The sequence below is a fragment of the Puia sp. genome (assembly GCF_035546395.1).
GTDB lineage: Bacteria > Bacteroidota > Bacteroidia > Chitinophagales > Chitinophagaceae > Puia.
The window spans coordinates 138901-163458 of sequence record NZ_DASZXR010000011.1 but is presented as its reverse complement, the minus strand read 5'-3'; the positions used below and the strand labels follow the sequence as shown (position 1 = coordinate 163458).

The window sequence follows — 24558 nt, the reverse complement described above, 5'->3', positions numbered from 1 at the left end:
CATTAAAATAGAGAAATCAGGTCGAAAATCGATCCACGCGATATTCACTTGTTGAAAACTCGTGAATAATATTTATATTGGCTGTCCAAACGTTCGAATTATGAATAATTTTATTGTTCCCATCGATTTTTCAGAAACATCCAAGAACGCAGCCCGCTATGCTGCGCACATCTCCACCCTCGTCCCTGACGCCCATCTGATCCTTTACAACGTCTTCGATGCCCTGGAATACGGCTCCGACAGCAGCCCCCTGGGTACCGAAGGAGAGGAGGACGCCAGCCGGAAGAAAATTGTCGAGCTGGCGCTGGAAAGCGTCCGTATCGATATCTCCGGTATCACCAGCGCCCGGATCTCGGTCGTCGCCGAAGAAAGCAACCATTTCCTGGACACCCTCGAAGCATATGTAAAAAAGAATAATATCCAGCTGATCATCATGGGCCTCACCGGCGCCACCCGCCTCGGCCAGGTCTTTATGGGCAGCAACGCACTGAACATCGTCAAAAGAGCCATCGCCCCCGTCATTATCACCCCCGAGAATACCCATTCCACCTCGGCGAAGAACGTCCTGCTGCTCACCGACTTCCAGGATGTGGATAACACCATCCCCATCGATACCGTAAAGTCCGTCCTCAACCTCTTCAAGCCCCGCCTCTTTATCGTCAACGTCGACGACGAGCATTACGTGCAGGTCACTGAAGAGTATAAGGCCGAACGGCTGAAACTCGAAGAAAAGCTCAAGGCCTTCAACCCCGAATTCTTCTTCATCCGCCTCTTCGACTTCGTAGAAGCGACCAACCAGTTCGTCGCCGATAACCATATCGATCTCATCCTCACCTTCCCCCGGAAGCACTCCTGGCTGTCCAACGTATTCAAAACGACGAGCACTTCGAAGCTCGCCTACCACAGCCACGTGCCTATCGCAGCGATCAATGCCTGAGGACGAAAGCTCATACTGGGATCAACGCTGGCGCGAGGGAGATACCGGCTGGGATATCGGCGGTGTCTCCCCGCCCCTGCAACACTACTTCGAACAACTCCCCGATAAGACGATATCCATCCTCATCCCCGGCTGCGGCAACGCCTGGGAAGCCGCCTGGCTCCTCGACAACGGCTTCACCGACATCACCCTCCTCGACATCGCACCCCGGGCAACCCAACGCCTCCGCGAAAAATTTGCCGCCACCCCGCTAAAGATCCTCACCGGCGATTTCTTCCAACACACCGGCCAATACGGTCTCATTATCGAACAAACCTTCTTCTGCGCCCTCGACCCTAACCAACGCTCCGCGTATGTGGAAAAAGCACATACCCTCCTGCGCCCCGGCGGCAAACTCGCCGGCCTCCTCTTCGACCGCGATTTCCCCGGCGGCCCACCATACGGCGGCCACAAAGCCGAATACCAACAATTACTGGAAAAAAAGTTTACGCTAAAGACCCTCGCACCCTGCTACAACTCCCTAAAACCCCGCGCCGGAACCGAACTCTTCTTCATCGCATGCCGAAGACCCGTCATACAAACGGCTCCTGCTGACTCAAACAATGAAAACTCCCCAACCCCCAGATGATCTCCGTCGAATCGATCCCCACAACCCTCCTCGCCGGAAAACAATCTTGCAATATGCGCAACGCCTTCTCATCTTTATCACACCGGTACGTCGGCACGATCACCGACTCATTGGCAATATAAAAATTCGCATAAGAAGCCGGCAGCCGCTGATCCTCATAGACCACCGCATCCGGCATCGGCAGCTCGACGATATTGAGTTGTTTCCCATTCAGTAACCTCATGCGCGACAGATCCTCAAGATTCTCCTGCAACAGCTCGTAATTCTCATCCCCCTTATTCTCCTCGACCACCGTAACCACCGTATCCTCATCCACAAACCGAACCGTATCATCGATATGCCCATCGGTATCATCCCCGACGATCCCCTCCTTCACCCACAGCACCTGCTCCACCCCATAATAGTCCCGCAGATATCCCTCGATCTCGTCCCGCCCCAGCGCCGGGTTACGATTAGGATTCAACAGGCAGCAGGTAGAGGTCAACACCGTCCCCTTCCCGTTGAACTCCACCGATCCCCCCTCCATGATGATCCCCGGGTAATACACCGGCAACCCCAACGCCCTGCCGATGTGCGTCGGGATATCGTCATCCAGGTCATAAGGCGGATACTTATTCCCCCAGGCATTATAATTCCAGTCCACGATCACCTTCTTCTGCGCAGCCGCAGGATTGACAAGAAAGGCCGGACCATGGTCCCGGCACCACGCATCGTTGGTCGGATGAAGAAAGAAACGCACCATCTCCAGGTCGACACCGGCAGCCTGCAAATGCCCAAGCGCAAACGCCTTCATCGCCTCATCGGCCACATTGATGCACACCTCCTCCCCCTTCGCAAGCTCCATGACGAACTGCGCATAATAAGGATAGATGCTCTCGATCTTTCCCGGCCAGGAAGCTTCCTTATGCGGCCAGCTAAGCCAAGTGGCGCTGTGCCGCGCAAATTCTGCCGGGAAATAGTAGCCTGCTTGTCTGGGGGTCATACCGCCGATAAGTTTAGTCTTCGTCAATAAACCGTTTGGTAATAGGTTGATACGAATCGATCCTCCTGTCCCGCATAAAGGGCCAGTGCGTCCGGTAACGGTCCGTCGCCTGCGTGTCGATCTCCACCACCGCCGTCTCCTCGGCATCATGCGAGGCCTTATAAAGCAAGGTCCCGAAAGGATTCGCCACAAAGCTGCCGCCCCAGAATTTCATCGCCCCGCCCTGCTCGAATCCCACCCGGTTGACACTCACCACATGCACCCCGTTGGCGACGGAATGACTCCGCTGGATCGTCTGCCAGGCATTGTACTGCTCCACGTTCGTCGCCTCATCCTGCGAGGTCGCCCACCCGATAGCGGTCGGGTAGAACAATATCTCCGCTCCCATCAGGGAAGTGATCCGGGCCGCCTCAGGATACCATTGATCCCAGCAGATCAAGACCCCAATGGTCGCAAACTTCGTCTTGAACACCTTATAGCCCAGGTCGCCGGGCGTAAAATAGAATTTCTCGTAGTAGGCCGGATCGTCGGGAATATGCATCTTCCGGTACTTGCCGAGGTAGCTTCCATCGGCATCCAGCACCGCGGTCGTATTGTGATACAACCCCTGCGCCCGCTTCTCGAACAACGAGGCAATAACGACCACCCCAAGCTCTCCCGCCAACTTCCCAAGCACCTCCGTAGAAGGACCAGGGATCGCCTCGGCCAGCGAGAAATTGGCGTAGTCTTCCTCATCGCAAAAATACAGGGAGGTGAACAGCTCCTGCAGACAAACCACCTGCGCCCCCTTGGCCGCCGCTTCCCTGATCTTGTCCATGGCCTTCTGAAGGTTGGCCGCCTTATCGGCCGTGCAGCTCATCTGCACAAGTCCCACCTTGACTTTGCTCATATTGATTCGGACTGCTACGCGTCCAGCGTTTTTTTTGAGGACGCAAATTTACGTCATATTTTCATAACTTCCCGGCCATGTTACTACTTCTCGGCGACTCTCTCCTTCTCATCTTTATTACGCTTTCCCTGGGTCTTTTCACCCGCAAGATCCTGGCCCGCCTCTTCCGGACGCCACTACATACCGATCTGCTGGAACTGCTTCTCCTGGGTCTGCTGGCATCCTCCCTTTATTTCAATTTGCTTTCCTTCTTTTTACCCGTCAATCAATGGACCCTGGTCCCCCCCGCCATCCTGGCTCTTTTCGTCAACGTTCAATACCGGGATCAAACTCACGCTATTATGCAGTCCATCCGCCGCAACCTCCGGTTCTTCTTCGCCCCGCGACATTGGCCATTCACCACCCTTATCGGCATCGTCTGCCTCATCTATTGGATACTGCCCAATCCCAGCCAGGATTCCACAATCTACCATATCGAGTCGATCCTCTGGTACGAAAAATTCAAGGTCGTACCGGGACTCGCCAACCTCAATGGGCGATTGGGCTTCAATCCGGCCTGCTTCCTTATCGAGTCTGCCTACTCCTTTAGCGCCCTGACAGGTGAAGCGCTCTACCCGCTGAACGGAGTGGCCGCACTTTTCTTTTACGCCTGGCTGCTGGTGCGGATGCTGCGCGCCGGAAGGACCGTCCGCGGCCTGTTATACTGCGGGTTCATCATCCTCGTCTACCGCATCACCCTCATTTACATTCCTTCCACCTCTCCCGGAGTGATGCAACAGGTATGCATGTGCTATATCCTCATCAAGTTGGCGGAGAATAATCTTGCCGGCAGCATGCGTGCGCCGGACGGACTGGAGGAAAAAATGGGCCGATCGGCGCACACCGCTGATGTCTGCCCTCCCTGGCAAACCGCCAAAGGCGGTTCCAGTCTCGCGGACAACGCGGTTCCAGCCATTATCATCCTTTATGCCATTATTGTCAAGCCCGCCGCCTTCGCCCTCCTGCCTGCCCTGCTCTACCAGTTCTTTAACTTACCGCGAACCCAACGAACACCGGCCCTGATAGGGCGAACCGCCCTCGTCGGTCTGCTGATCTTCCTGCCATGGATGGGGAGGAACTATATCCTCAGCGGATATCTCGCCTTCCCCTTCTCCGCCACCGGCTGGTTTCACCCGGATTGGAAGGTCCCCGCAGACGTAGTAAAAATGGAGATCAATTATATCAACCAGATCCCAAAAACCGAAGGGGACTTTTCACCCATCGCGATCGCCCGCTCAAAAACGCTGTTTGGTTGGTTCCCCGAGTGGGTAAGAAAATCCCTTTCCCTGCGCCCGATGGATATGGTTTTCCTTTTCATGGCCCTTCTTTCCCCCTTCTACTGGGGGATTCGCATCTTCCTCCGCAAGACCCGGGCACCCCTGCTGGCGCCCTGGGTCATTGTCGCCATCGCCACCCTGGCATGGCTCCAGGCCTCCCCGGTATTCCGCTTTGGCTCCACCTATGTTTATCTCTGCTTCATGCTTCCGATGTTCGATGCGGCCGATACCTTTTTCCACCCTTCCCCTCAAAAACAGGCCGCGGTTGCAGGCCCTGCCCGGTGGTTTCCCGCATTGGCGCTCGTCGCTCTGACATTGACGGGCGTCTTCTATATCCGCTCCGGGTTTACACGGGGTTCCACATACCCATTCACACTCGCCGACTGCTGGCTAAAACCGCTCCGGTCGATCGACTACAATGCCAAAGAAAAAATGGATTTCCCGTTTCGGGTTCTGAGCAACGGGACAAAGATGTACCTGTCTGATGATAACCATCATTGCATCAATGCCTGCCTCCCCTGTATGGAATTCAACTACGGAACGGTTGAAATGCGCGGTTCGCGTCTGGACGAGGGATTCCGCACCACCATCGACGAGGTGAAGCTGCATTATCCGCAGTTCCTGAAATAAGAAGGAAAAAGGGGACTATTTCCTCCCCATCTGCCGCAGAAAGGCCACATGCGAAGCAACCGCATACCGGACACGGGGATATTCGATATACACCAGCCCATATTCCTGGCAGGCCTGCCGGATGATCTTGCTGATCGCCGGGTAGTGTACATGCGAGATCTTGGGGAAAAGATGATGCTCGATCTGGAAGTTCAGCCCGCCGACAAGCCACGAAACGACGGGATTGCTCGTCGCAAAATTGGCCGTGGTCTTGATCTGGTGGATGGCCCACTCGTCGTCCAGTTTCCCGGTCTCCTCGTTGGCCACCGGAAACTGCGTGTGTTCGACGGTATGCGCCAGTTGGAATACCATGCTCAATACGAACCCCGCTACAAGGGTGAAGATGACAAAACTGATCATCCAGTCATACCAGCCCAGCCGGTAGATCGGCAAGCCGACAAAGAGAAAAGCGTGGAACACCTTGAAGCCCCAGAACACGAAATGATCGCTTACGCTCATCTTCTTCAACGGCACCGCGCCCACCTTGCTCTTGAAGTACTTCTGATAGTCCAGCACGAAGATCCAAAAGATATAAAGAACGGAATAAAGCGCCCAAAAGTACAAATGCTGATAGCGATGCATCCGGTACCGCTTCTGCGTCTCGCTCATCCGCATCCAGGGCTGGATATCGATATCGTCGTCGATGCCGTCTACGTTCGTATAAGCGTGATGGACCACATTGTGCTTCATGTTCCACATAAAGCTGTTCCCGCCAAGGATATTCAGGGAAAATGCCGCAAGGCTGTTCACCCACCGGTATTTCGAAAAGCTGCCATGCGCCCCGTCATGCATCACATTGAACCCGATCGCCGCGACCACGCCTCCCAACAGAACACTCTCCAGGATGGCCCACACCGCCCCCGGCGTAAAGAACACCAGGTGAATATAGATTAAGACAAAGGTTACCATCAGGATCACCGCCTTGAGGAACAGGTTGTAGTTACCCGTCTGCGATGTTCCAACCTCCTCAAAATAAGCGCTGATCCGCTTCTTCAGTTCCGTATGGAAAGACTGGGTAGCTTGCGAGAACTTTGGCAATGACATGACTTGAACGAATTTTTAACAATTGAGGAACAAAGGTAAACCATTCGGCACGGATTCAGGCGGTTTCAATGTTAAAAACCACCCAATATAATAACGTAATTACAATTTTTTAAGTATCCATCTGTACAAACGCCTCAAAATTCCTCACCCCGATCATCTTTTCGGTGATAAACCCTTCGGCATAGGGCACTCCGATCATCTTCCCGAACATCTGGTGCCTGCCGATCACCGCATTCAGGAACTCCGGCGTCGAAATATAGGTTTGCGGCTCGCTCTCACCGTACTCGGCCGAAAAGAACTGCGAGGAATAAGCCCTGATCGACGCCAGTTTCTTCTCGAACACCGGCGAGATATCGTAGACGAAGCTGGGCGCATAGTACCGGTCCTGGATATAGTGAAAGACATGCTTGGGCCGCCAGTGCTCCTGCAGACGCCCCGCGGCGTCCGTAGTCTCGATCTTCCGCAGCCCGCTCAGGAAACAGGCATCGCTGATCAGGTGCCCGGCCCGGCCATGGTCCGGATGGCGATCCTCCAGCGAATTGCCCAGCACTATCTCCGGCCGGTACTTCCGGATCGCCCGGATCAGCCGCCGTTGATGCTCCTCGTCATTGCGGAAAAAACCATCCGCCATCCCCAGGTTTTCGCGCGCGTCCAGCCCAAGGATCTCCGCCGACCGCGCCGCCTCCTGCGCCCGCAGCTCAACCGTCCCCCTCGTCCCCAATTCACCGCGCGTCAGATCGACGACGCCGATCTTCTTCCCGTTCATTTTCTCCATCAGCAAAGTCCCCGCACATCCCAGCTCTACATCGTCGGGATGCACGGCAATAGCAAGTATGTCTAACTTCAGATCTGACTTCATGGCCGCAAATATACCCGCTTTTTGGATTGAGGGTCGGTTTTTGGCTATTTCCCCCTGATGCAGTAGCTTCGCGGGTCGCTTGACGCCCGGCAGGGGCGTCCACGCTTATTTAATAGTAAACCAGAAAATTAGCAATAGACATGGCATACGATCTAGTCGTGCTCGGCAGCGGTACCGGCGGTTATCCCGCCGCCATCCGGGCTTCACAGTTAGGCCTTAAAGTAGCGATCATCGAAAAAGAGAACCTCGGCGGCGTATGCCTCAACTGGGGTTGCATCCCTACGAAAGCATTGCTGAAAAGTGCACAGGTATACCAGGACATCCTCCACTCCAGGGACTACGGTATCGAAGCCAGCGGCACTCCCGATTTCCCCGCAGTCATCAAGCGCAGCCGCGGCGTCGCCGATAAAATGAGCAAAGGCGTTCAATTCCTCATGCGCAAGAACAAGATCGACGTCATCATGGGCGTCGGCAAGCTGAAGGCCAAAGGCCAGATCGAAGTCACCGCCGCAGACGGCAAGAACCAGATCGTTGAAGGCAAACACATCATTGTGGCCACCGGAGCCCGTAGCCGCGAACTGCCCAACCTGAAACAGGATGGCAAAAAGGTCATCGGCTATCGCGAAGCCATGACCCTGCCCACAAAACCCAATAGCATCATCGTCGTCGGCAGCGGCGCAATCGGCGTCGAATTCGCCTACTTCTACTGGTCCATGGGCACCAAGGTCACGATCGTGGAGTTCCTCCCCCGCATTGTCCCCGTTGAAGACGAGGATATCTCCAAAGAGCTTGAAAAGAACTACAAGAAATACGGCATCGAGATCCTCACCAGCAGCGAAGTCACCAGCCTCGATACCAGCGGTAACGGCGTGAAGGCCAAGGTAAAGACCCCCACCGGGGAAATTACCCTCGAAGCCGATATCGTCCTCAGCGCGGTCGGCATCGCCGCCAATATCGAGAACATCGGTCTCGAGACCCTCGGCGTAAAGACCGACAAGGGTAAGATCGTCGTTGACAAATTCTACCAGACCAGCGTCCCCGGCATCTACGCCGTCGGTGACTGCGTACCCGGCCAGGCCCTCGCCCACGTTTCCACAAAAGAGGCCATCATCTGCGTAGAGAACATCGCCTACAACGAAAAGAAATACAACCACCAGCCGGAAAGCCTCGACTACAACAATATCCCGGGCTGTACCTATTGCACCCCGGAGATCGCATCCGCCGGTCTCACCGAAAAGCAGGCCCGCGATGCAGGCTACGAAGTAAAAGTCGGGAAATTCCCCCTCAGCGCCTCCGGTAAGGCAACCGGCGTCGGTCACACCGAAGGATTCGTAAAGGTCATCTTCGACGCCAAATACGGCGAATGGCTCGGCACCCACATGATCGGCTACAACGTCACCGAGATCATCTCCGAAACGGTCCTCGGCCGCAAGCTCGAGACCACTTACCACGAGGTCCTCGACGCCGTCCACCCGCACCCGACCATCAGCGAAGCAGTAAAAGACGCCGTGGAAGCCGCCTATGGCGAAGCCATCCATCTATAATAGATTCCAAACATATAAATAGGGCCCCCAAAGGGCCCTATTTTTTTATTTATGCACGGCATAGGGGTATCTTTCCCCTCGGTTGTTATCGAATAAAGAGGATTTGATCACCAACGCCATCTATAAAAAGGCTATTACACAACCGCTAACCATGGAATGGGACGATGCCGAAACCATCCGGCTGCTGAAAAGCCGGGACGAAGAAGTATTCGGGCAACTGTTCAAAGCCCATTTTAAGCCCCTCCGCCAATACGCCTTCACCTTCGTACAGGAACAGCAGGTCGCCGAAGATATCGTCCAGACCATCTTCTTCAAGCTCTGGGAACGCATCGAGGTCCTCAACTTCTCCGACTCCGTCCCCGCCTATCTGTACCGGGCCGTTTATAACGAAAGCCTCAACGCCCTGAAACATAATAAGGTGAGACGCCTCTATCAATCCTGGCTCCATCGCACTATGAACCATCAAACGGATTCCGCCCACAGAAAGCTGCACCAGGACGAGCTGGAAAAAAGACTGCACAAAGCCATCGCCGGCCTCCCTCAGCAATGCCGCACCATCTTCCAGATGAGCCGCTTCGAAGGACTGCGCTACCAGGAGATCGGTACCCGTCTCGGTATCTCCCCAAAGACCGTCGAGAACCAGATGAGCAAGGCCCTCCGCATCCTCCGGGCGAGGCTGATCGAATTCCTGCCCGGGATCGCCCTCTTCCTCACAAGCCTCATAAGCCACTCAAACCACTAAAACGACCCAATTGAACCAACAATACCATACACCGATCGATGACCTGCTGGTCAAATACCTGCTCCGGGAGGCAACCCCCGAAGAAAAGCAGGTCGTCGAGACCTGGCTGAACGCGTCGCCGGACAACCGCCACTACTATGAGCAGCTCCAGCTCATCTGGGACAAAAGCATCCACCTTACTCCTTCCCCCCTGATCGAGAGCGAAGGCGAGGAAGAAAAAGCCTGGCAGACCCTCCGCAAAAAGCTTAACAAACCCGCCCGTCCCAGACCGGTCATCCCCCTTCCCTGGGCCATGGCTGCAGCCGCCGCCATCTTGTTACCCATTCTCTTTTTCACCTTCTTCGGCTGGCCTGGCGGCAACCAACCGCTGCAAACCCTCAGCTCCAACAACAGGATCGTCAGGGACACCCTGCCCGATGGGACCCTCGTGACCCTGAACATACACTCGACCCTCACCCATCCAAAAAAATTCAACCACCGCAACGTTCAACTCCAGGGCGAAGCCTTCTTCCAGGTCGCGGCCGATAAAGCACACCCTTTCCAACTGGCCGCCAACGGCGTCACCGTTACCGTCCTCGGCACGGCTTTCAATGTCCTCACCGATTCCATGACCACTCAGATCTCCGTCGAGAGCGGCCGCGTAAGAGTGGCCAACAGCAACGGCGCCATCGAGATCGGCGCCGGCGAAAGCATCACGCTCGGATCCACCGACCGGCAGCTGCAAAAACATGCAAGCCCCATTCTCATTCATCACTACTATCAACCCCGCGTCTTCGTCTGTAACGAAACTCCCTTGGGCCAGTTGACCGAAGCCCTGCAGAACGCATACGGCGTCCCCATCGTCATCGAAGACGGCGCGCTAAGCAAACAACCTGTCAGCGTTACCTTCCGCGACGAACGCCTCGATCGCATCCTCTCCATTTTGACCCAAACGCTGAAGATCACCAGCACAAAAAGAGGCGACTCTATCCTCTTGAAAAAATAACTGCCCATGAGACATTACCTCCTCCTCATACTCCTTCACCTGGCCGTTGTCTCACGGGCCCAGTCCATCCTCGACCAGTCCATCCATATCAAAATAACACAACAGCCCCTCGGCCGGGCCCTGGAAATCATCGGCGCCGCCGGTAAATTCACATTCAGCTACAACAGCACGATTCTTAACAAGGACAGCGTCATCACCCTGCCCGAACAAACAAACACAGTCCGCGGAATACTCGACAAGTTATTCAATGGCCGCCTCGAATACCACGAGGACGGCCGCTACCTGATCCTCCTACCCGCCGCGCCACCAAAAGCACTCCCCCCGCCGGAACCCAAACACTACCTCATCACCGGTGTCATTCTCGACGAGGTCACCCGCGAGAAAGTGCCCGACGCCAGTGTCTACGACCCCAATCGAATGATTGCCACCCTCAGTAAAGAGGATGGCAGTTTCGTTATAAAGCTCCGGTCCTCCGCCGAACCCGGATCACTCACCATCAGCAAGGAATTCTATCTCGACACCACCATCCATCTCCCTGGTGACGCCGGCCGGCTGACCATCCTGCTCAGCCCCGCCTTCTCGACCTCGCCGGTTACCCTGTCGCCGCAAACAACCGCGCCGGACACGATCAATATCGTCCTCCAGGCCGACTCGGCACAGATAAAGACGATCCTGAAAAACGATCTCGTACGGGTGGAAATGACGGGCTTTGGCAGGCTCCTGCTCTCCTCCCGGCTGAAGATGCAATCCCTCAACCTGAAGAAGCTGTTCATCCAACGCCCCGTACAGGTTTCCCTGCTTCCCCGCCTGAGCACCAACGGGGCGCTCAACTCCCAGGTCACCAATAAATTCTCGGTCAACATCGTCGGTGGTTACTCCGGCGGTTTGGAAGGCGTCGAGCTCGGCGGAGTCTTTAACATCGATAGGAGAAAGGTGATGGGCGTACAGGCCGCCGGCGCAGTCAACATCGCCGGCGATACCGTTGCCGGCGTACAAATGGCCGGGGTATATAACCGCGCCATCGACTCGATGAAAGGCGTACAGGCCGCCGGAGCCGTCAACGTCGCCCGAAACCTCAACGGCGTCCAACTCTCGGGCGCCGTCAACCTTGCCAATCACGCAAATGGCGCCCAACTGGGCGTCATCAATATTACACGCCACCTCAAAGGCTTCCAGCTTGGCGTCATCAATATTGCCGATACTTCCGACGGCGCCAGTCTCGGCCTCTTCAACTTCGTCAGGCACGGCGGCATGCACGAGATCTCGCTATTCGCCGACGAGTTCGCACCCCTGAACATCGCCTATAAGTCAGGCAACAAAGCCCTTTATACCATCCTTCTTTTTGGAATGAATCCCACCGAAGACAGAAAGTCCTGGTACACCGGCTTCGGCATCGGTCACCGCTTCCCGATCAATAATAGCCTCGCCATCGATCTCGAAGCCAGCTCGCTCCACGTCGCCCCGGTTGAATGGAAGAACTACTCCCATAACACCTGGATTCAACGCCTCAATCTCAACCTCCGCTGGCAGGCCGGCAAATGGCTCTCCTTCTCGGCCGGCCCCTCCGTCGCGCTGTATAACCCCGACAGGGTCTACACCATCGCCGGACACGAATACCAGCCCGTTCCCTATTCCACCTTCACGGTTTCAGGTAATAATATAGGTTGGATCGGCTGGCATGCCGCCATCAGTTTCCTGTAAGTGCAAAAAAATTTAGAGGAGATACACCATATCCATATGGAAGTACTTTTCCAGGATCTCATCCCGCTGATCATCGCTCTGGATGATCCGCACCTGCCGCTTGCCATTCTCCGTCCGGATCAGTTTGTTATTGATCATACTGATCCGCCCGTCCTTTGTCGGCAGCGTACAGATGACGCTCCGCCGGAAATGGGAGTCGGGTGAGGTCTGGTGATATTCATTCATCGAATAAAAATCCTCCAACACACGCGGAGTAAGGGTAAAGACGTAGTCGAGCTTGAAGTCCTGTTTGGAAGCATTCCATTTGGCGACCCCAAGATACGACCGGCCGTCCACAACAACCGGATCGATCACCTGGTAGAAATTGCGGCCGTCGCTTTGGATCTCGCCGGGCATGATCGCCAGCGGCATCAGCGAGAAGTCGCCATATCCCACATCCACAAGCCATTGACGGCCCTTCAGTTCTACTATCAACGCCATATGCTCGAATTCCCGGCCAAACTTCCCGTTGCCGTGATGCAACCGGCCCCCGATCATCCGGACGTCAAAGCCGCAGTGGGTCAATAAATTATGAAATAGGACGTTCAGTTCGTAGCAATAACCGCCCCGGTTGTCATGGATGACCTTTTGATACAAAAAATTGATTTGTAACAGAATAGGAACCTGGTTGTGGATGTCCAGGGTCTCGAAGGGGATGGAAAATACATGATTGTATTGTAGTTCCCTCAAACTGGCCAGGTCTCTGTAAACAATCCCATTGTAATTGATCCTTCTTAAATAACCGCTTATGTCCATGCTTTTAGTTTAGTTTATCAAATCCAGTGCGTATAGGTCTCATCAGGAGCTTCGTCTGATTCTTTGATCCTTCCGGTTCGTTCGGGTTTAAAAAATATCAATTCCCCTGCCAGATAGGGACAATTGACAGGGGTTTTCCGCTGCAAAACGGCTAAGGATTCTTACAGCGTGATGGTTTCTCCGGGTTTGGGCAAGAGTAATTCCTTACCCGCCGCCTTAAAATCTGCCTTTGCCTTATCCGTATCGATCGCAATGATCGGCCAGGTATTATAATGAACCCCGACGATCCGGTTGCATTTTATAAAGTCCGACGCATGGATGGCATCCCCAGGGTCCATCGTATAATTCCCGCCAATCGGCAGAACGGCAAACTCCAGCTTGGCCCACAGCGGGATCAGCTGCATATCCATCGTCAGGGCCGTATCCCCGGCCGCATAGAAATTTCCACCGGGCGTAGTAAAGACAAACCCTAAGGGATTCCCGGCATAGCTCCCGTCACTAAAGGAAGAAGAGTGTACCGCATTGACCGCGCGCACCTTCCCAAAATCAAACCCCTTCGGCCCGCCGTGATTCAGCGGATGTACCCGCTCCACTCCATTCTTGCTTAGCCAACCGGCAATCTCTGCCGAGGCCACACATTGCGCCCCCGTCTTCTTCGCCACCCTCAGCAGGTCGCCAGTATGATCCCCATGTCCATGGGTGATGAAGAGGTAATCCGCCTTAATTGAATCAATATCAACGTTCTTTACCGATGGATTGCCCGTAAAAAAAGGATCGAATAAGAAAGTCTTCCCATTTACTTCGACCGAATAAGTTGCATGACCGTAAAATGTTAACTTCATTCCCTGTTGTTATTAAAGTTCTGTTAAAACAAGCGACCCAAACAAAAGTTCACTGCAAAACCAACAAAACCATGCACTGGAAAATTGCCAAAACGCTAGCCTTCCTTTTCTTGTTCACCGGCGCCGCCGCCACCGCCTCCGCCCAGGCCCTCACAGGCGAAGAGATCAAAACCACCTTCGTCAATGAATGGGAAAGAGCAAAAGCCTACACACAGGAATATCTCAACGCCATGCCCGCGGACAAGTATTCAGCAAAAGCCGTCGACAGCATCCGGAGTTTTGCGCAGCAAATGTTGCACCTCGCTTCGGCCAACGTCGGCCTGATCGGTGCCGCCACCGGCGAAAAGCCAGTTGGCTTTCCCGGCAGAGGACTCGAGAACAGTCCCACGGCTCAAACAAAAGACTCCGTAGAGTATTACGTGAATGCAAGCTATGATTTCGCCATCCAAAGTATCAAAAAGGTCGACTTAAACAAGCTGGGCGAGACAATACACATGGGGAATCTTCCACCAGTCACCCGTTATGCCATGCTCCTGAAGGCCTTCGAGCACCAAACACATCATCGCGGACAAGCGACGATCTATATTCGTTTGCAAGGCATCCGGCCGCCGCAGGAAAAGCTGTTCTAGCGCAACCGCTCCGGCCGCTCGCAGCGGGTGCGATATCGCCCAATCGCTGCCGGTGCCGCCCCACCGGCCATTGCTACCGCAGCCGCGCCCTTTCGTACTGCAAAGGCCAATGAATATCCTTATGACGCAATTCGTCGGCCGCATGCAACGGAAAATAAGGGTCCCTCAGCATTTGACGGGCCAGGAGGACCAGGTCAGCCTGGCCCGTTGTAATAATGGTTTCCGCCTGTACAGCGTCGGTAATGATACCCACCGCACCCGTAAGGATGCCCGAAACCTCCCGGATCCGCTGGGAAAAAGGCACCTGGTATCCCGGTCCCGCCGGTATTTTTTGATGCGGTACAAGCCCGCCCGATGAACAATCGATCAGGTCCACCCCTCGCGCCTTCAACACACCCGCAAGCCGGACCGCCTCATCGATGTCCCAACCACCATCCGCCCAATCCGTAGCCGAGATCCGGACGAACAGCGGATATCCCGGAGGCCAGTCCGCCCGTACGGCATCGACCACTTCCGTCAGCAGCCGGATGCGGTTCTCGAATGAGCCCCCATATTCGTCCTTCCGTTGGTTACTCAGCGGCGACAGGAACTCGTGCAGCAGGTACCCATGCGCCGCGTGGATCTCCAGCACCTTGAAGCCCGCCAGCATCGCCCGCCGCGCCGCCGCCTTGAAGTCATCGATCACCTTTTGAATGCCCCCGGCAGTCAGTTCCACCGGTTGCGCATACCCCTCGCTGAAAGGCATGGCACTCGGCGCCACCGCGGTCCATCCACCCGCCTGTTCGGGCACCAGTTTGTTTCCATTCCATGGTTCCCGCACACTCGCCTTCCTCCCGGCATGCGCCAGCTGTATCCCGATCTCGCTCCCCTGCGCCCGCACGAACTTTACGATCCGCCGTAATCCGTCGATATGCTCGTCCTTCCAGATCCCCAGGTCCTGCGGCGAGATCCGGCCCTCCGGCGACACCGCCGTAGCCTCCGTGAACACCAATCCCGCACCGCCCACGGCCCGGCTGCCAAGATGAACAAGATGCCAGTCCCCCGCCATTCCATCATGCGCCGAATATTGGCACATCGGGGACACGACAATACGGTTTCCAAGAATGATATCTCTGATAGTAAGTGGACTGAATAGTTGGCTCATATTCCGGCGAAGGTCCTAAATTTATGGACAATTTTCACCGCCATGAGCAATACCCGCCGAAACCTTATGTTTTTGGCCTTCTTCTTTTCCGCCGCGGCCTTCGGCCCCCGCGCCGCGGCCCAAAAAGAAGTGGTGGTAGCCGCAGCCGCGGACCTTAAATACGCGATGGACTCCATCGTCGCCGTCTTCAGCGCGAACAACCCGTCGATCCTCATCAAACCGGTCTACGGCTCCTCCGGCAGCTTCTTCGAACAGATCAACAACGGCGCGCCCTTCGACCTCTACTTCTCCGCCGACATCGATTACCCCAAAAAGTTAAAGGAAGCCGGCAAAACGCTATCCGACGTGAAGCAATATACCACAGGCCACCTCGTCCTCTGGAGCAAAACCCTCGACCCCGCCCGCGAGCAGATCAACACTCTGATCAACCCCGCCGTCGGCAAAATCGCCATCGCCAATCCCGCCCACGCCCCCTACGGCAAACGCGCCGAAGAAACCCTGCACTACTATAAACTCTACGATAAGGTGAAAGACAAGCTCGTCATCGGCGAGAACATTTCCCAAACGGCGCAATACGCCCAAACAGGCGCCGCAGATGTCGGTATCATCGCCCTTTCCCTGGCCCTGTCCCCCACCATGAAACAGGCCGGCGGAAAATATTGGCCCATACCCGAAGCCGCCCATCAACCGCTGCAGCAAGCCTTTGTCCTGTTGACCCACGCAAAGGACAATGCCGCCGCCGCTCAATTCGCCAATTTCATCGGCACACCCACTGTCGCCGCCATCTTAAAAAGCTTCGGATTCGCGCAACCATGAACGATCACCTGACAATAGACTGGCAACCCCTCTGGCTCAGCCTCAAACTGGCCTCCGTCACCATGCTCATCCTGCTGGTGATCGGGATCCCCCTCGCCTGGTGGCTGGCGTATAGCCGCCGGCGTTGGAAATTCGCCGTGGAAGCCGTCATTAGCTTACCCATGGTCCTCCCCCCTTCCGTCCTCGGATTTTATCTGTTGCTGGCCTTCAGCCCGGGCAACAACTTCGGCCGCTTCCTGGATCATTACCTCGATCTCCGCCTGGTATTTACCTTCCCCGGTCTCGTCCTCGCATCGTTGATCTACAGTCTTCCGTTCATGGTCAACCCCGTGCTGGCAGGCTTCCGCGCTCTCCCGGCCGATTGGAAGGAGGCCTCCCACACCCTGGGCAAGTCCGAGCTCGTAACCCTGTTTCGCATCTTACTTCCCAATATCCGCGCCTCGCTGATCACCGGCGCGGTCCTCAGCTTCGCCCACACTATCGGCGAGTTCGGCGTCGTGATGATGATCGGCGGCAGCATCCCCGGCCAGACCAAGGTTGCCAGCGTAGCGATCTACGACGAAGTACTTTCGACCAATTATCCCCTCGCCAACCGCTACGCCATCGTCCTGTTAGTTCTATCCTTCGTCATCCTCCTGCTCGTATACGGGATCAATCACTATTACAACAAGTACAAAACCCTGCCCTGATGGAGCCAACCCCCTTCCTCGAATTCCACGCAAAAAAGTTGCTCCACACCGCCCAGGGCAAGCAATGGCTCGACATCCGCTTTAGCCTCGAAAAAGGCCAGACCCTCGCCATCTATGGCCCCTCCGGCGCCGGCAAAACCACGCTCCTCCGCATTCTCGCCGGCCTCACCGAAGTGCACTCCGGCCATATCCGCCTCGGCGACCAAACCTGGCTCGACACCGCACGGGGCAAATGCCGGCCCACCCGCCATCGCGCCATCGGATTCGTCTTCCAGGACTTCGCCCTCTTCCCCAACCTCACCGTCCGCCGGCAGCTCGAATACGCGTTGCCGCGCCCCGCGAAAGCCACCAGCGCAACCACCACATCTCCCGCAGCCGCCGCGCCGCCACCCTCCATCGACGAGCTCCTCTCCCTCATGGAACTCGAAGCCCTCCAGCATCACCGCCCCGCCCTCCTCTCCGGTGGCCAGCAGCAACGCGTAGCCCTCGCCCGCGCCATCGCCCGGAGGCCCAGCCTCCTGCTGCTCGACGAGCCTCTCTCCGCCCTCGACGACGAGATGCGCAATAAATTACAGGAATATATAGGAAAAATTCAGCAACGCTATCATCTCACCACCATCCTCGTCAGCCACCACCTCCCGGAGATCCTCCGCCTCGCCGACACCGCCATCACCCTCAAACACGGCCGCATCGAAAAGCAAGGCCCACCCGCCACCCTCTTCGCCGCCAACGCGCCGGCCGTCCCGTCAAGCTCAGCACAGCCAATCTCCCTTCCCGCAACCATCCTCGCCATCCAACCCGCCGGCGAACACCATGTCCTCACGGTCCGCTGCGCCGAGTCCTCCCTCGATATCCCCATCGCGCCGGAACAAGCCTCCCACCTCGCCATCGGCCAGATCACAACCATCACCTTCAACGCCACCAATCCCACTATCGTGTCAGAGTAACAGTCATACCTGCTTAAGCGCAGGCTTTTATTGGACTTCTATCCATGGCAATTCGTAAGCGTCCGATAAACCCCAATTGTTCCACTTCACTGCGATTTACCGCTTCGAATAGGATTGTAAGAATTCTGCTATCTGACCAGGTTTCGAGTTCACCGATACCCTCGATGCTTATTTCAACAAGATCAGCCGCTTGCCCACCGCTTCGGCCATTCGCTTCGAGAATGTCCGCGTGAAGCCCATCGATACCTTCCCCACACCATCCATTTTACCATCGAAGACGATGGCTCCGTCATCATCCTCCGCATCTTTAATACCAATCAGGATCCCTTCTGGTAATCATCCGCCTTCTTACATCCAAAGAAAAAAGGGCTCCCGAAGAAGCGCTGTGATTCGCAATGCACCTCATTGTGAATCTATTCCTTTTGAGCTTTCAAATAGTCATCAATATACCTTTGCACTGGATATGCGGTTCCAGTAACAGTTATACTGCCGTTAAATTTGTTGACAATAATTGGAGCATTTCCAGTTAACCTGTCCCTATAGTCTCCGGATTCAATGTATTTAAGCGATTGATAAAAAAACACCCATCCCAATTCAAATTCTATAGTTTTGTCCGTTAAAAGTACCAACTCATATTTGACAGATTTCTCCTTTACATAATTCGAAGCAATGTCAATGGCATTTTCTTTCGATAACATGTTTACGTTGTCTTGGTAGTATTTAAGAAATAAAGTTGTTTAAACCCTCCTTCTTGCATAATAGTTGAGGGATTCATAAACCTATATCCGACTGGCTGTTGAAAATCGATAAACTGAACTACACCACTTTGTTTGGCAACATTAAAGAAGTGTCCATCCACACCGGGCCCTCTGTCTCCAAAGATCACACCAGTCGCGCCTTCATTCAAATTACCCATGAAATTTGCTATAGCCTGTGGGCTTTTATATATGCTCATTTGTGTTGCTCCAAATTCCTTCATAAAATCACTTACATAGGTCACTCCGTGATTTATAGCCGATGCGGGATGCCCCTTTAACGACGCGTCTCCAGCAATTGTGCAGCCAGCACAATTATCCTGACCTCGCAGAGGATTTACATCCCTACTACCTCCTCTCAACGAAACTTCAGCATTCACACCAGGGACCTCTCTTCCTTTCAACAATGGCAACGAATACATTACCGCGTCGGCCCAAGCAGCGCCATTGCTCGGATCCGTGGAGAACCCCCGAAAGAAAAAACCACCGCGATTATACCATATGAATTATAAGGATGTATAGCGCGAAATATCATGGCAAAATCGATAAAACACCTTCCTTTTCCTAACCGAGACAGCATCAATGCTGAAACTCCTAATGGGACAAAATATCTAATACCTTTTTTTGAGTTGAATCGGGAAGATCTTTCAAGCTTCTTTGTACAGATTCCAGGTCTCCGTTGCGTCCCCAAGGGCCGGCTTTTGTAAATTCATTGTCCAGGTCAGGTTTTGTTTCTGAATCCATCGAATTGATTAGAGCACTATCTCCCCAAACTGTCACTTTAGCAAAAAGCGCCTTGCTATCTTTAAGATATGTGAAGTATACAAAATAAATTGTATCAGGCGCCGAGTTTATCACGGTGTCCTTCCACCGACAAGAATATTTTTCCAGACGGAAGCCATTGGGATCATTAAGACCAGATTCTAATTTAAGAAAGGCCGTTCTATGATAATCCAGCCGATAAGGTTCATAGCTTGATTTATTAAGATTGACAAATGAGTGGTTGTCGTTGACGTTCTCCAGATCACGCTGATGCACTCGGTAAATGTATGTTTTTATTCCAGCAAGTAAAACTATAGTTAGTATGACTGTAAAATGGCCGGCCAAAAACAAAAATGGTTCGGCAGATGGTTTTTTTACAGCAGCGCTTAACCCCAAACCAACTAATATCCCAATACCCCAGGCCATAAATATAAAAAAGAACAAAAATGATAGGAGGTCCCAATCGAAATCATGCTTAACAATAAACTTGCAGAGAAAAAACACCGGAAGAAGGACAAAGAAGCATAGGGAATACAGGTTTACTTTTTGAACTGTCATGTCCTCAAAATTAGTAGGTCTGTCAGGATGAAACAACCATAGAGCAAAAAAATGTCGGCCGAAAAGTACCGCACTGATTATCAATTGTTTGCCAATCTTAAACTAAAATAACTTCGGCTTGGTCCAATGGAGAACGGAAATACCCTTTTTTGTCCTTAACTAAACGATATGGGTGAAAAGACGGGTACGTTTTTCGCATCTCCGCAACTTTCAACTGCGTTTTTTCGCATCTACCCGCGCCAGCTGCAATCAAAAATCCTCCGGCCCCGCCCGGTTGCTTCCCGCTTTTCCTTCACTTTTAAGACTATCCCACAGAAGCCTTGTTTTTTCGACGGCGATTGCGTAAACTCGTATCACAAGTAAATTGACATGTCGGCCTTTATTTTCAAGTTTAGACCGCTAATCCTTGGGCTTTCCCTCTCGAATGCCCTTTTTGCACAGGAGTCCAACGCCAAAATTGATTATTCAGCCTACCTCCCGCAACTGCATGAATTCAATCGACAGTTGGCATCTTCCCATCCCGCCGCTTCCCTCTTAACGAAATCCGGGCTTGAAACCCAAAGAAAAATGTTCTCGCCCGATACCCGGTTCAAACCATCGGTAACACCCTTTGAAAAGACCGTCAGCATAGGCACGAATAAGATCACGCTCAGGATCTTTAAACCGGACACAGTGAAGGCGGTGATCTTGCAAATTTACGGCGGAGGATGGTGCCTGGGAACCGCGGCCTTCGACGATCCCTTGAATCATCTGAAGGCCCGCACCTGCCAGGTAGCCGTGGTCGGCGTCAACTACCGACTGGCGCCCGAGTTTCCCTTTCCAGCCTGCGTCGAAGATTGCAGGCTGGCAGCAAAATGGTTAATAGCCAACGCACAGGCAGAATTCGGCACAACCAATATTTTTATCTCCGGCTATTCGGCAGGCGCCCACCTTGCCGCCCTGACGACGCTGTATATCCGTGATTCCCTTCATGCCATCGGCAACGTAAAGGGCGTCACACTTGAATACGGCTGTTTCGACCTTTCAGGTACCCCGTCTTTCAGGCAGGCAAGTGACAGCACCCTGGTACTGACAAGAAAAGATCTGGACGAAGACATGCAGTTGGTGTTCCCGGGATGGAGCCCGGAGCAATTGCGAAACCCGCAGTTCTCACCCTTGTATGCCAACCTCAGCAACCTCCCCCCTGCATTGTTTACCGTAGGAACCGCGGATTTTCTTCTCGATGACACCTATTTCATGGAGGCCCGTTGGCGGAATGCCGGCAACCGGACCTTTCTTGCCGTATACCCCGACTGTCCACACGGCTTCACCTTAATGCCAACTCTCATGGCCGAGTGTGCAAATCGAACCATCCGCGAGTGGATAATCTCCAACATAGAAAGGATGAGCTCCACTAACACATTCAAATGATCTCATTCACCCTAATCCCAAAAACCCTCCGCCATCACCCTCCCCCTCTCAACCCCCTTCCGCCGCAACAACTTCCGCAACCGCACAACCGAAGGAATATACCCCGCCAGGTAGAACACCGCATCCGGATGCTCCCGCGGCTCCCACTGCTCCACCCAATGGTCCAACTCCTGGTAATCCCCCGCCGCCTTGCGCAACGTCTCCAACTCCCAACCCGGGTAATACGCCTGGAATTCCTCCCGGTGATGCGGCTCGGAAAGCAACACCGCACCGCTGATCCGCGCATCCGATCCCGCCAGCTGCCGCAACGCCAGAAAATGCCCGATCGCCGTCTCATCGCCCAAAAAAACAAGCGACCGCCCCGCGGGCTGATGATGCGACGACCGGACCCCCCGATAAGCCACCGCATCCCCAACGACAAGCCGACGCGCCCAACGGCTGCCAATCCCTTCATGCCCGGTATGAATAAGTAAGGTACACGTAGAAGTCTCCGCATCCCAGCCAAGCGGCGTATAATCCCGGTAGGTAAGGCTACCTACCTTGCATTGGATATGTTGTGCGCTCGTCCATCCGCTCATATCGCAATCCGGCAGGTGCAGATCGATCTCCCGGATCGACCCCGGCTCCCATGTCCTGACGGCCAGCACTGTTGCCATTTTCTTTTTCATGGTACAAAAAAACGCCAATACGCCCCGCCTGACAATGGCAAATCACCGGAAATGATTGGACTATTCCCGGTAAAGGCCGCGGAGATTCGCGGCCGCGGGACTGAGTAAATGTACCCGCGAGCCGCGAAACCGCTAATGTCTGGGCTTCGCCGGTCCGAACTCCGTTCGGAACTCAAGTGGCGTCCGGCCGACCGCCTTCTTAAAAAATCGGGAAAAATAAGTATGATCCTCATACCCCAGCTGATGCGCCACCTCCTTCACATTACTCTGGCTGTAATACAGCAGCCGCTTGGCCTCCAGCACGATCTGCTGCTGGATCCAATAGCTGACATTGAACCCCGTCGTCTCCTTCACGGCCTCGTTCAGATACGATGGCGAGAGATGCAACGCAGCCGCATACTCGCCCGGACTCTTCAACCGCTTGTACTCCACCTGCAACAGTTTCTTGAATTCCAGCATGATGCTTTGCGTTCGCGTGACCTTGTCGGTCAGGGTGCACTGCTGGCTCGAATACATATCGGCAAACAACGCCGACAAAGACGCCAGCAGATGATAAACGGCCTGCCGTGAATAGCTCGAAGCCGCCTGCGCCTGCAACCCATGCATCAGCTCGAGGCACTGCAAAAGCAGTGCAAGCCGCTCCTCGCCCAACTCCAATGGCCGGATCGACAACAGCGGATTCTCCAGCACGGCCCGGTACCCATCCGGGACCAACCCGGGATCCAAGGCTACAAACCAACCTGTAGTGCCGATATCGGCCGCCTCATAGCTATGCACCTGGCCCGGCAGGATGTAGAAGGCCACGTTATCCCGAAGAACAAAAGTCTCGAAATCAACCATCCCTTTGCTCATCCCCGACAGTTGTACGAAAAACAGATAATGATCGTCGCGGTGTGACCCCAACGCCATCGTCTTGTCCATATCTCCCTCCCAATACACCCTCTCCAGCTGAAAACCCTGGTCCGTCGACTCCTGCAGCCGGTGCATGGGAATAGTGTTTTGCTTTACCGCCATCCGTCAAAAATTGATCAACCCCAAAAATAAATTATTCCGCCCAAACCCGCCGGGATTCCGATATTTGGCAAATGACGCAACTATCCGTCTGGGAAAAGGAGAGTTTTTTTGCACCCGCCGATATCATCATCGCCGGTAGCGGTCTCGTTGGTCTATGGAGCGCATACTATCTCAAAAAATTGGCGCCAAAGCTCACCATTACGATCCTCGACCGCGGACTGATCCCCACCGGCGCCAGCACCCGCAACGCGGGCTTCGCCTGCTTCGGCAGCCTCACCGAACTGATAGCCAACCGCGAAGAGATGGGCGAAGACCAACTCCTGCAACTCGTCGAATGGCGGTTCAAAGGAATAAAAAGGATCCGCAAGACATTCGACGCAAAGGTCATCGATTACGAACGCAATGGCGGCTACGAACTGCTCGCCAAGGCAGACCCCAACGAGCTTCGCTCCCACATCGATACCTTCAACCGGTTGCTCAAGGGCGTGACCGGCCAGCAGAAGACGTTCAGGCTGCAAAACGGCATCATCGAAAAGTTCGGCTTCGCCGGCATCCGGCACCTCGTCGAAAGCAGCGCCGAAGGGCAGCTCCATTCGGGGAAGCTCTGCCAGGCCCTCCTCCGCCTTGTGCAATCGATGGGCGTCACGGTACTGAATAACATCGGGATCACCGGCTATGAAAAAGTACATGGCCAGATCCTACTCCACACCCAACACGACTTCCCGTTCCTCTGCTCCCAGCTGCTCGTTGCAACCAACGCCTTCGCCCGCCGGCTTCTTCCGCAGATCGATATCACCCCAGCCCGCGGCCAGGTGCTCGTTACCTCCCCTATCGACGGACTGCCCTTCAAAGGCACCTTCCACTTCGATGAAGGATTCTATTATTTCAGGGACCTCGGCAGCCGCGTCCTGCTCGGCGGCGCCCGCAACAAAGCGATAGAAGAAGAAACTACAACGGAAATGGAGATCACCGACAAGATCCAGCACGAGCTCGAACGCTTTCTCAGCGAGACGATTCTGCCCGGCCGGCATTATACCATCGAACATCGTTGGAGCGGAATCATGGGCATGGGCGGAGAAAAGATGCCCATCCTCAAAGCGGTCAATGACCACGTATTCTGCGCCGTCCGCATGAGCGGCATGGGCGTGGCCCTCGCGCCCGTCATCGGGGAAAAGGTTGCCATCATGATGACCAGCTAGCGCGCGCCGCAACAAAGACATCCCAGCTAACGCA

25 protein-coding genes are annotated in these 24558 nt (G+C 54.5%); 13 read left to right on the top strand and 12 right to left on the bottom strand.

The features are described from left to right. The first annotated feature begins 100 nt into the window (after nt 1-100). Together VHE34_RS11355 and VHE34_RS11350 are read left to right on the top strand one after the other, a co-directional pair. Nucleotides 101-937 carry a universal stress protein gene (locus tag VHE34_RS11355; RefSeq protein WP_325587865.1) on the top strand — a complete coding sequence of 279 codons (837 nt, stop codon included), beginning with the start codon at nt 101-103 and terminating at the stop codon, nt 935-937. Next, the gene (locus tag VHE34_RS11350; RefSeq protein ID WP_325587863.1) at nt 930-1565 is read left to right on the top strand and encodes a methyltransferase domain-containing protein; all 636 of its coding nucleotides are present in this window, start codon (nt 930-932) and stop codon (nt 1563-1565) included. The genes VHE34_RS11355 and VHE34_RS11350 overlap by 8 nt, the downstream gene beginning before the upstream one ends. On the opposite strand, the gene VHE34_RS11345 is transcribed toward VHE34_RS11350, so the two are convergent. Together VHE34_RS11345 and VHE34_RS11340 are read right to left on the bottom strand one after the other, a co-directional pair. Then, entirely contained in the window at nt 1510-2547 is a 1038-nt protein-coding gene (locus VHE34_RS11345; protein ID WP_325587859.1) for an agmatine deiminase family protein, read from the bottom strand. The two genes, VHE34_RS11350 and VHE34_RS11345, sit on opposite strands and share 56 nt — an antisense overlap. A gap of 13 nt (nt 2548-2560) precedes the next feature. After that, nucleotides 2561-3436 carry a carbon-nitrogen hydrolase gene (locus VHE34_RS11340; protein WP_325587857.1) on the bottom strand — a complete coding sequence of 292 codons (876 nt, stop codon included), beginning with the start codon at nt 3434-3436 and terminating at the stop codon, nt 2561-2563. 77 nt (nt 3437-3513) lie between these two features. On the opposite strand from VHE34_RS11340, the gene VHE34_RS11335 reads away from it, so the two are divergent. Next, nucleotides 3514-5382 carry an LIC_10190 family membrane protein gene (locus VHE34_RS11335; protein ID WP_325587855.1) on the top strand — a complete coding sequence of 623 codons (1869 nt, stop codon included), beginning with the start codon at nt 3514-3516 and terminating at the stop codon, nt 5380-5382. Between the two features lie 15 nt (nt 5383-5397). Here VHE34_RS11335 and VHE34_RS11330 read toward each other — a convergent pair whose 3' ends face one another. Together VHE34_RS11330 and bshB1 are read right to left on the bottom strand one after the other, a co-directional pair. Next, nucleotides 5398-6465, bottom strand: a complete 1068-nt coding sequence (locus VHE34_RS11330; RefSeq protein WP_325587853.1) for an acyl-CoA desaturase — start codon at nt 6463-6465, stop codon at nt 5398-5400. A gap of 109 nt (nt 6466-6574) precedes the next feature. Then, nucleotides 6575-7324 carry a bacillithiol biosynthesis deacetylase BshB1 gene (bshB1, locus tag VHE34_RS11325; protein ID WP_325587851.1) on the bottom strand — a complete coding sequence of 250 codons (750 nt, stop codon included), beginning with the start codon at nt 7322-7324 and terminating at the stop codon, nt 6575-6577. 140 nt (nt 7325-7464) lie between these two features. Between bshB1 and lpdA the strand changes: the two genes are divergently transcribed. From lpdA to VHE34_RS11305, 4 genes are all read left to right on the top strand, one after another. After that, nucleotides 7465-8868: a dihydrolipoyl dehydrogenase gene (lpdA, locus tag VHE34_RS11320; RefSeq protein WP_325587849.1), complete on the top strand. Its 1404-nt coding sequence runs from the start codon at nt 7465-7467 to the stop codon at nt 8866-8868. Between the two features lie 103 nt (nt 8869-8971). Further along, nucleotides 8972-9610 carry an RNA polymerase sigma-70 factor gene (locus VHE34_RS11315; RefSeq protein ID WP_325587847.1) on the top strand — a complete coding sequence of 213 codons (639 nt, stop codon included), beginning with the start codon at nt 8972-8974 and terminating at the stop codon, nt 9608-9610. Nucleotides 9611-9620: 10 nt separating this feature from the next. After that, on the top strand, nt 9621-10595 hold the full coding sequence (locus VHE34_RS11310) for a FecR domain-containing protein (protein ID WP_325587845.1): 975 nt from the start codon (nt 9621-9623) through the stop codon (nt 10593-10595). A 6-nt stretch (nt 10596-10601) separates the two neighbouring features. Beyond that, nucleotides 10602-12296, top strand: coding sequence for an LA_2272 family surface repeat-containing protein (locus tag VHE34_RS11305; RefSeq protein ID WP_325587843.1), 1695 nt, complete (start codon nt 10602-10604; stop codon nt 12294-12296). A 12-nt stretch (nt 12297-12308) separates the two neighbouring features. Here VHE34_RS11305 and VHE34_RS11300 read toward each other — a convergent pair whose 3' ends face one another. Continuing rightward, a complete protein-coding gene (locus tag VHE34_RS11300) occupies nt 12309-13091 on the bottom strand; it encodes an arylamine N-acetyltransferase family protein (RefSeq protein ID WP_325587841.1) in 783 nt (260 codons plus the stop codon). Nucleotides 13092-13252: 161 nt separating this feature from the next. After that, entirely contained in the window at nt 13253-13933 is a 681-nt protein-coding gene (locus VHE34_RS11295; RefSeq protein WP_325587839.1) for a metal-dependent hydrolase, read from the bottom strand. A gap of 71 nt (nt 13934-14004) precedes the next feature. Here VHE34_RS11295 and VHE34_RS11290 point away from each other — a divergent pair, with 71 nt between their 5' ends. Next, nucleotides 14005-14562: a DinB family protein gene (locus tag VHE34_RS11290; RefSeq protein ID WP_325587837.1), complete on the top strand. Its 558-nt coding sequence runs from the start codon at nt 14005-14007 to the stop codon at nt 14560-14562. Nucleotides 14563-14635: 73 nt separating this feature from the next. Here VHE34_RS11290 and namA read toward each other — a convergent pair whose 3' ends face one another. Further along, nucleotides 14636-15706, bottom strand: coding sequence for an NADPH dehydrogenase NamA (gene namA, locus VHE34_RS11285; protein WP_325587835.1), 1071 nt, complete (start codon nt 15704-15706; stop codon nt 14636-14638). Between the two features lie 42 nt (nt 15707-15748). Between namA and modA the strand changes: the two genes are divergently transcribed. From modA to VHE34_RS11270, 3 genes are read left to right on the top strand one after another with little or no spacing between them, the layout of a single operon-like run. Next, nucleotides 15749-16522, top strand: coding sequence for a molybdate ABC transporter substrate-binding protein (gene modA / locus VHE34_RS11280; RefSeq protein ID WP_325587833.1), 774 nt, complete (start codon nt 15749-15751; stop codon nt 16520-16522). Next, nucleotides 16519-17211: a molybdate ABC transporter permease subunit gene (modB, locus tag VHE34_RS11275; RefSeq protein ID WP_325587831.1), complete on the top strand. Its 693-nt coding sequence runs from the start codon at nt 16519-16521 to the stop codon at nt 17209-17211. Before modA ends, modB begins: the two co-directional genes overlap by 4 nt. Beyond that, on the top strand, nt 17211-18158 hold the full coding sequence (locus VHE34_RS11270) for an ATP-binding cassette domain-containing protein (protein ID WP_325587829.1): 948 nt from the start codon (nt 17211-17213) through the stop codon (nt 18156-18158). The genes modB and VHE34_RS11270 overlap by 1 nt, the downstream gene beginning before the upstream one ends. A 413-nt stretch (nt 18159-18571) precedes the next feature. Here VHE34_RS11270 and VHE34_RS11265 read toward each other — a convergent pair whose 3' ends face one another. The 3 genes from VHE34_RS11265 to VHE34_RS11255 form a co-directional block, all read right to left on the bottom strand. After that, a complete protein-coding gene (locus VHE34_RS11265; RefSeq protein WP_325587827.1) occupies nt 18572-18856 on the bottom strand; it encodes a YrhB domain-containing protein in 285 nt (94 codons plus the stop codon). A 2-nt stretch (nt 18857-18858) separates the two neighbouring features. Then, a complete protein-coding gene (locus VHE34_RS11260; protein ID WP_325587825.1) occupies nt 18859-19335 on the bottom strand; it encodes a toxin glutamine deamidase domain-containing protein in 477 nt (158 codons plus the stop codon). 172 nt (nt 19336-19507) lie between these two features. Further along, a complete protein-coding gene (locus VHE34_RS11255) occupies nt 19508-20233 on the bottom strand; it encodes a hypothetical protein (RefSeq protein ID WP_325587823.1) in 726 nt (241 codons plus the stop codon). A 567-nt stretch (nt 20234-20800) separates the two neighbouring features. Between VHE34_RS11255 and VHE34_RS11250 the strand changes: the two genes are divergently transcribed. Then, on the top strand, nt 20801-21643 hold the full coding sequence (locus VHE34_RS11250) for an alpha/beta hydrolase (protein ID WP_325587821.1): 843 nt from the start codon (nt 20801-20803) through the stop codon (nt 21641-21643). Between the two features lie 11 nt (nt 21644-21654). Here VHE34_RS11250 and VHE34_RS11245 read toward each other — a convergent pair whose 3' ends face one another. Beyond that, nucleotides 21655-22311, bottom strand: a complete 657-nt coding sequence (locus VHE34_RS11245; protein ID WP_325587819.1) for a siderophore-interacting protein — start codon at nt 22309-22311, stop codon at nt 21655-21657. A 132-nt stretch (nt 22312-22443) separates the two neighbouring features. Continuing rightward, on the bottom strand, nt 22444-23325 hold the full coding sequence (locus tag VHE34_RS11240) for a helix-turn-helix transcriptional regulator (protein WP_325587817.1): 882 nt from the start codon (nt 23323-23325) through the stop codon (nt 22444-22446). Nucleotides 23326-23396: 71 nt separating this feature from the next. On the opposite strand from VHE34_RS11240, the gene VHE34_RS11235 reads away from it, so the two are divergent. Then, entirely contained in the window at nt 23397-24524 is a 1128-nt protein-coding gene (locus VHE34_RS11235; protein WP_325587815.1) for an FAD-dependent oxidoreductase, read from the top strand. Nucleotides 24525-24558 lie beyond the last annotated feature (34 nt).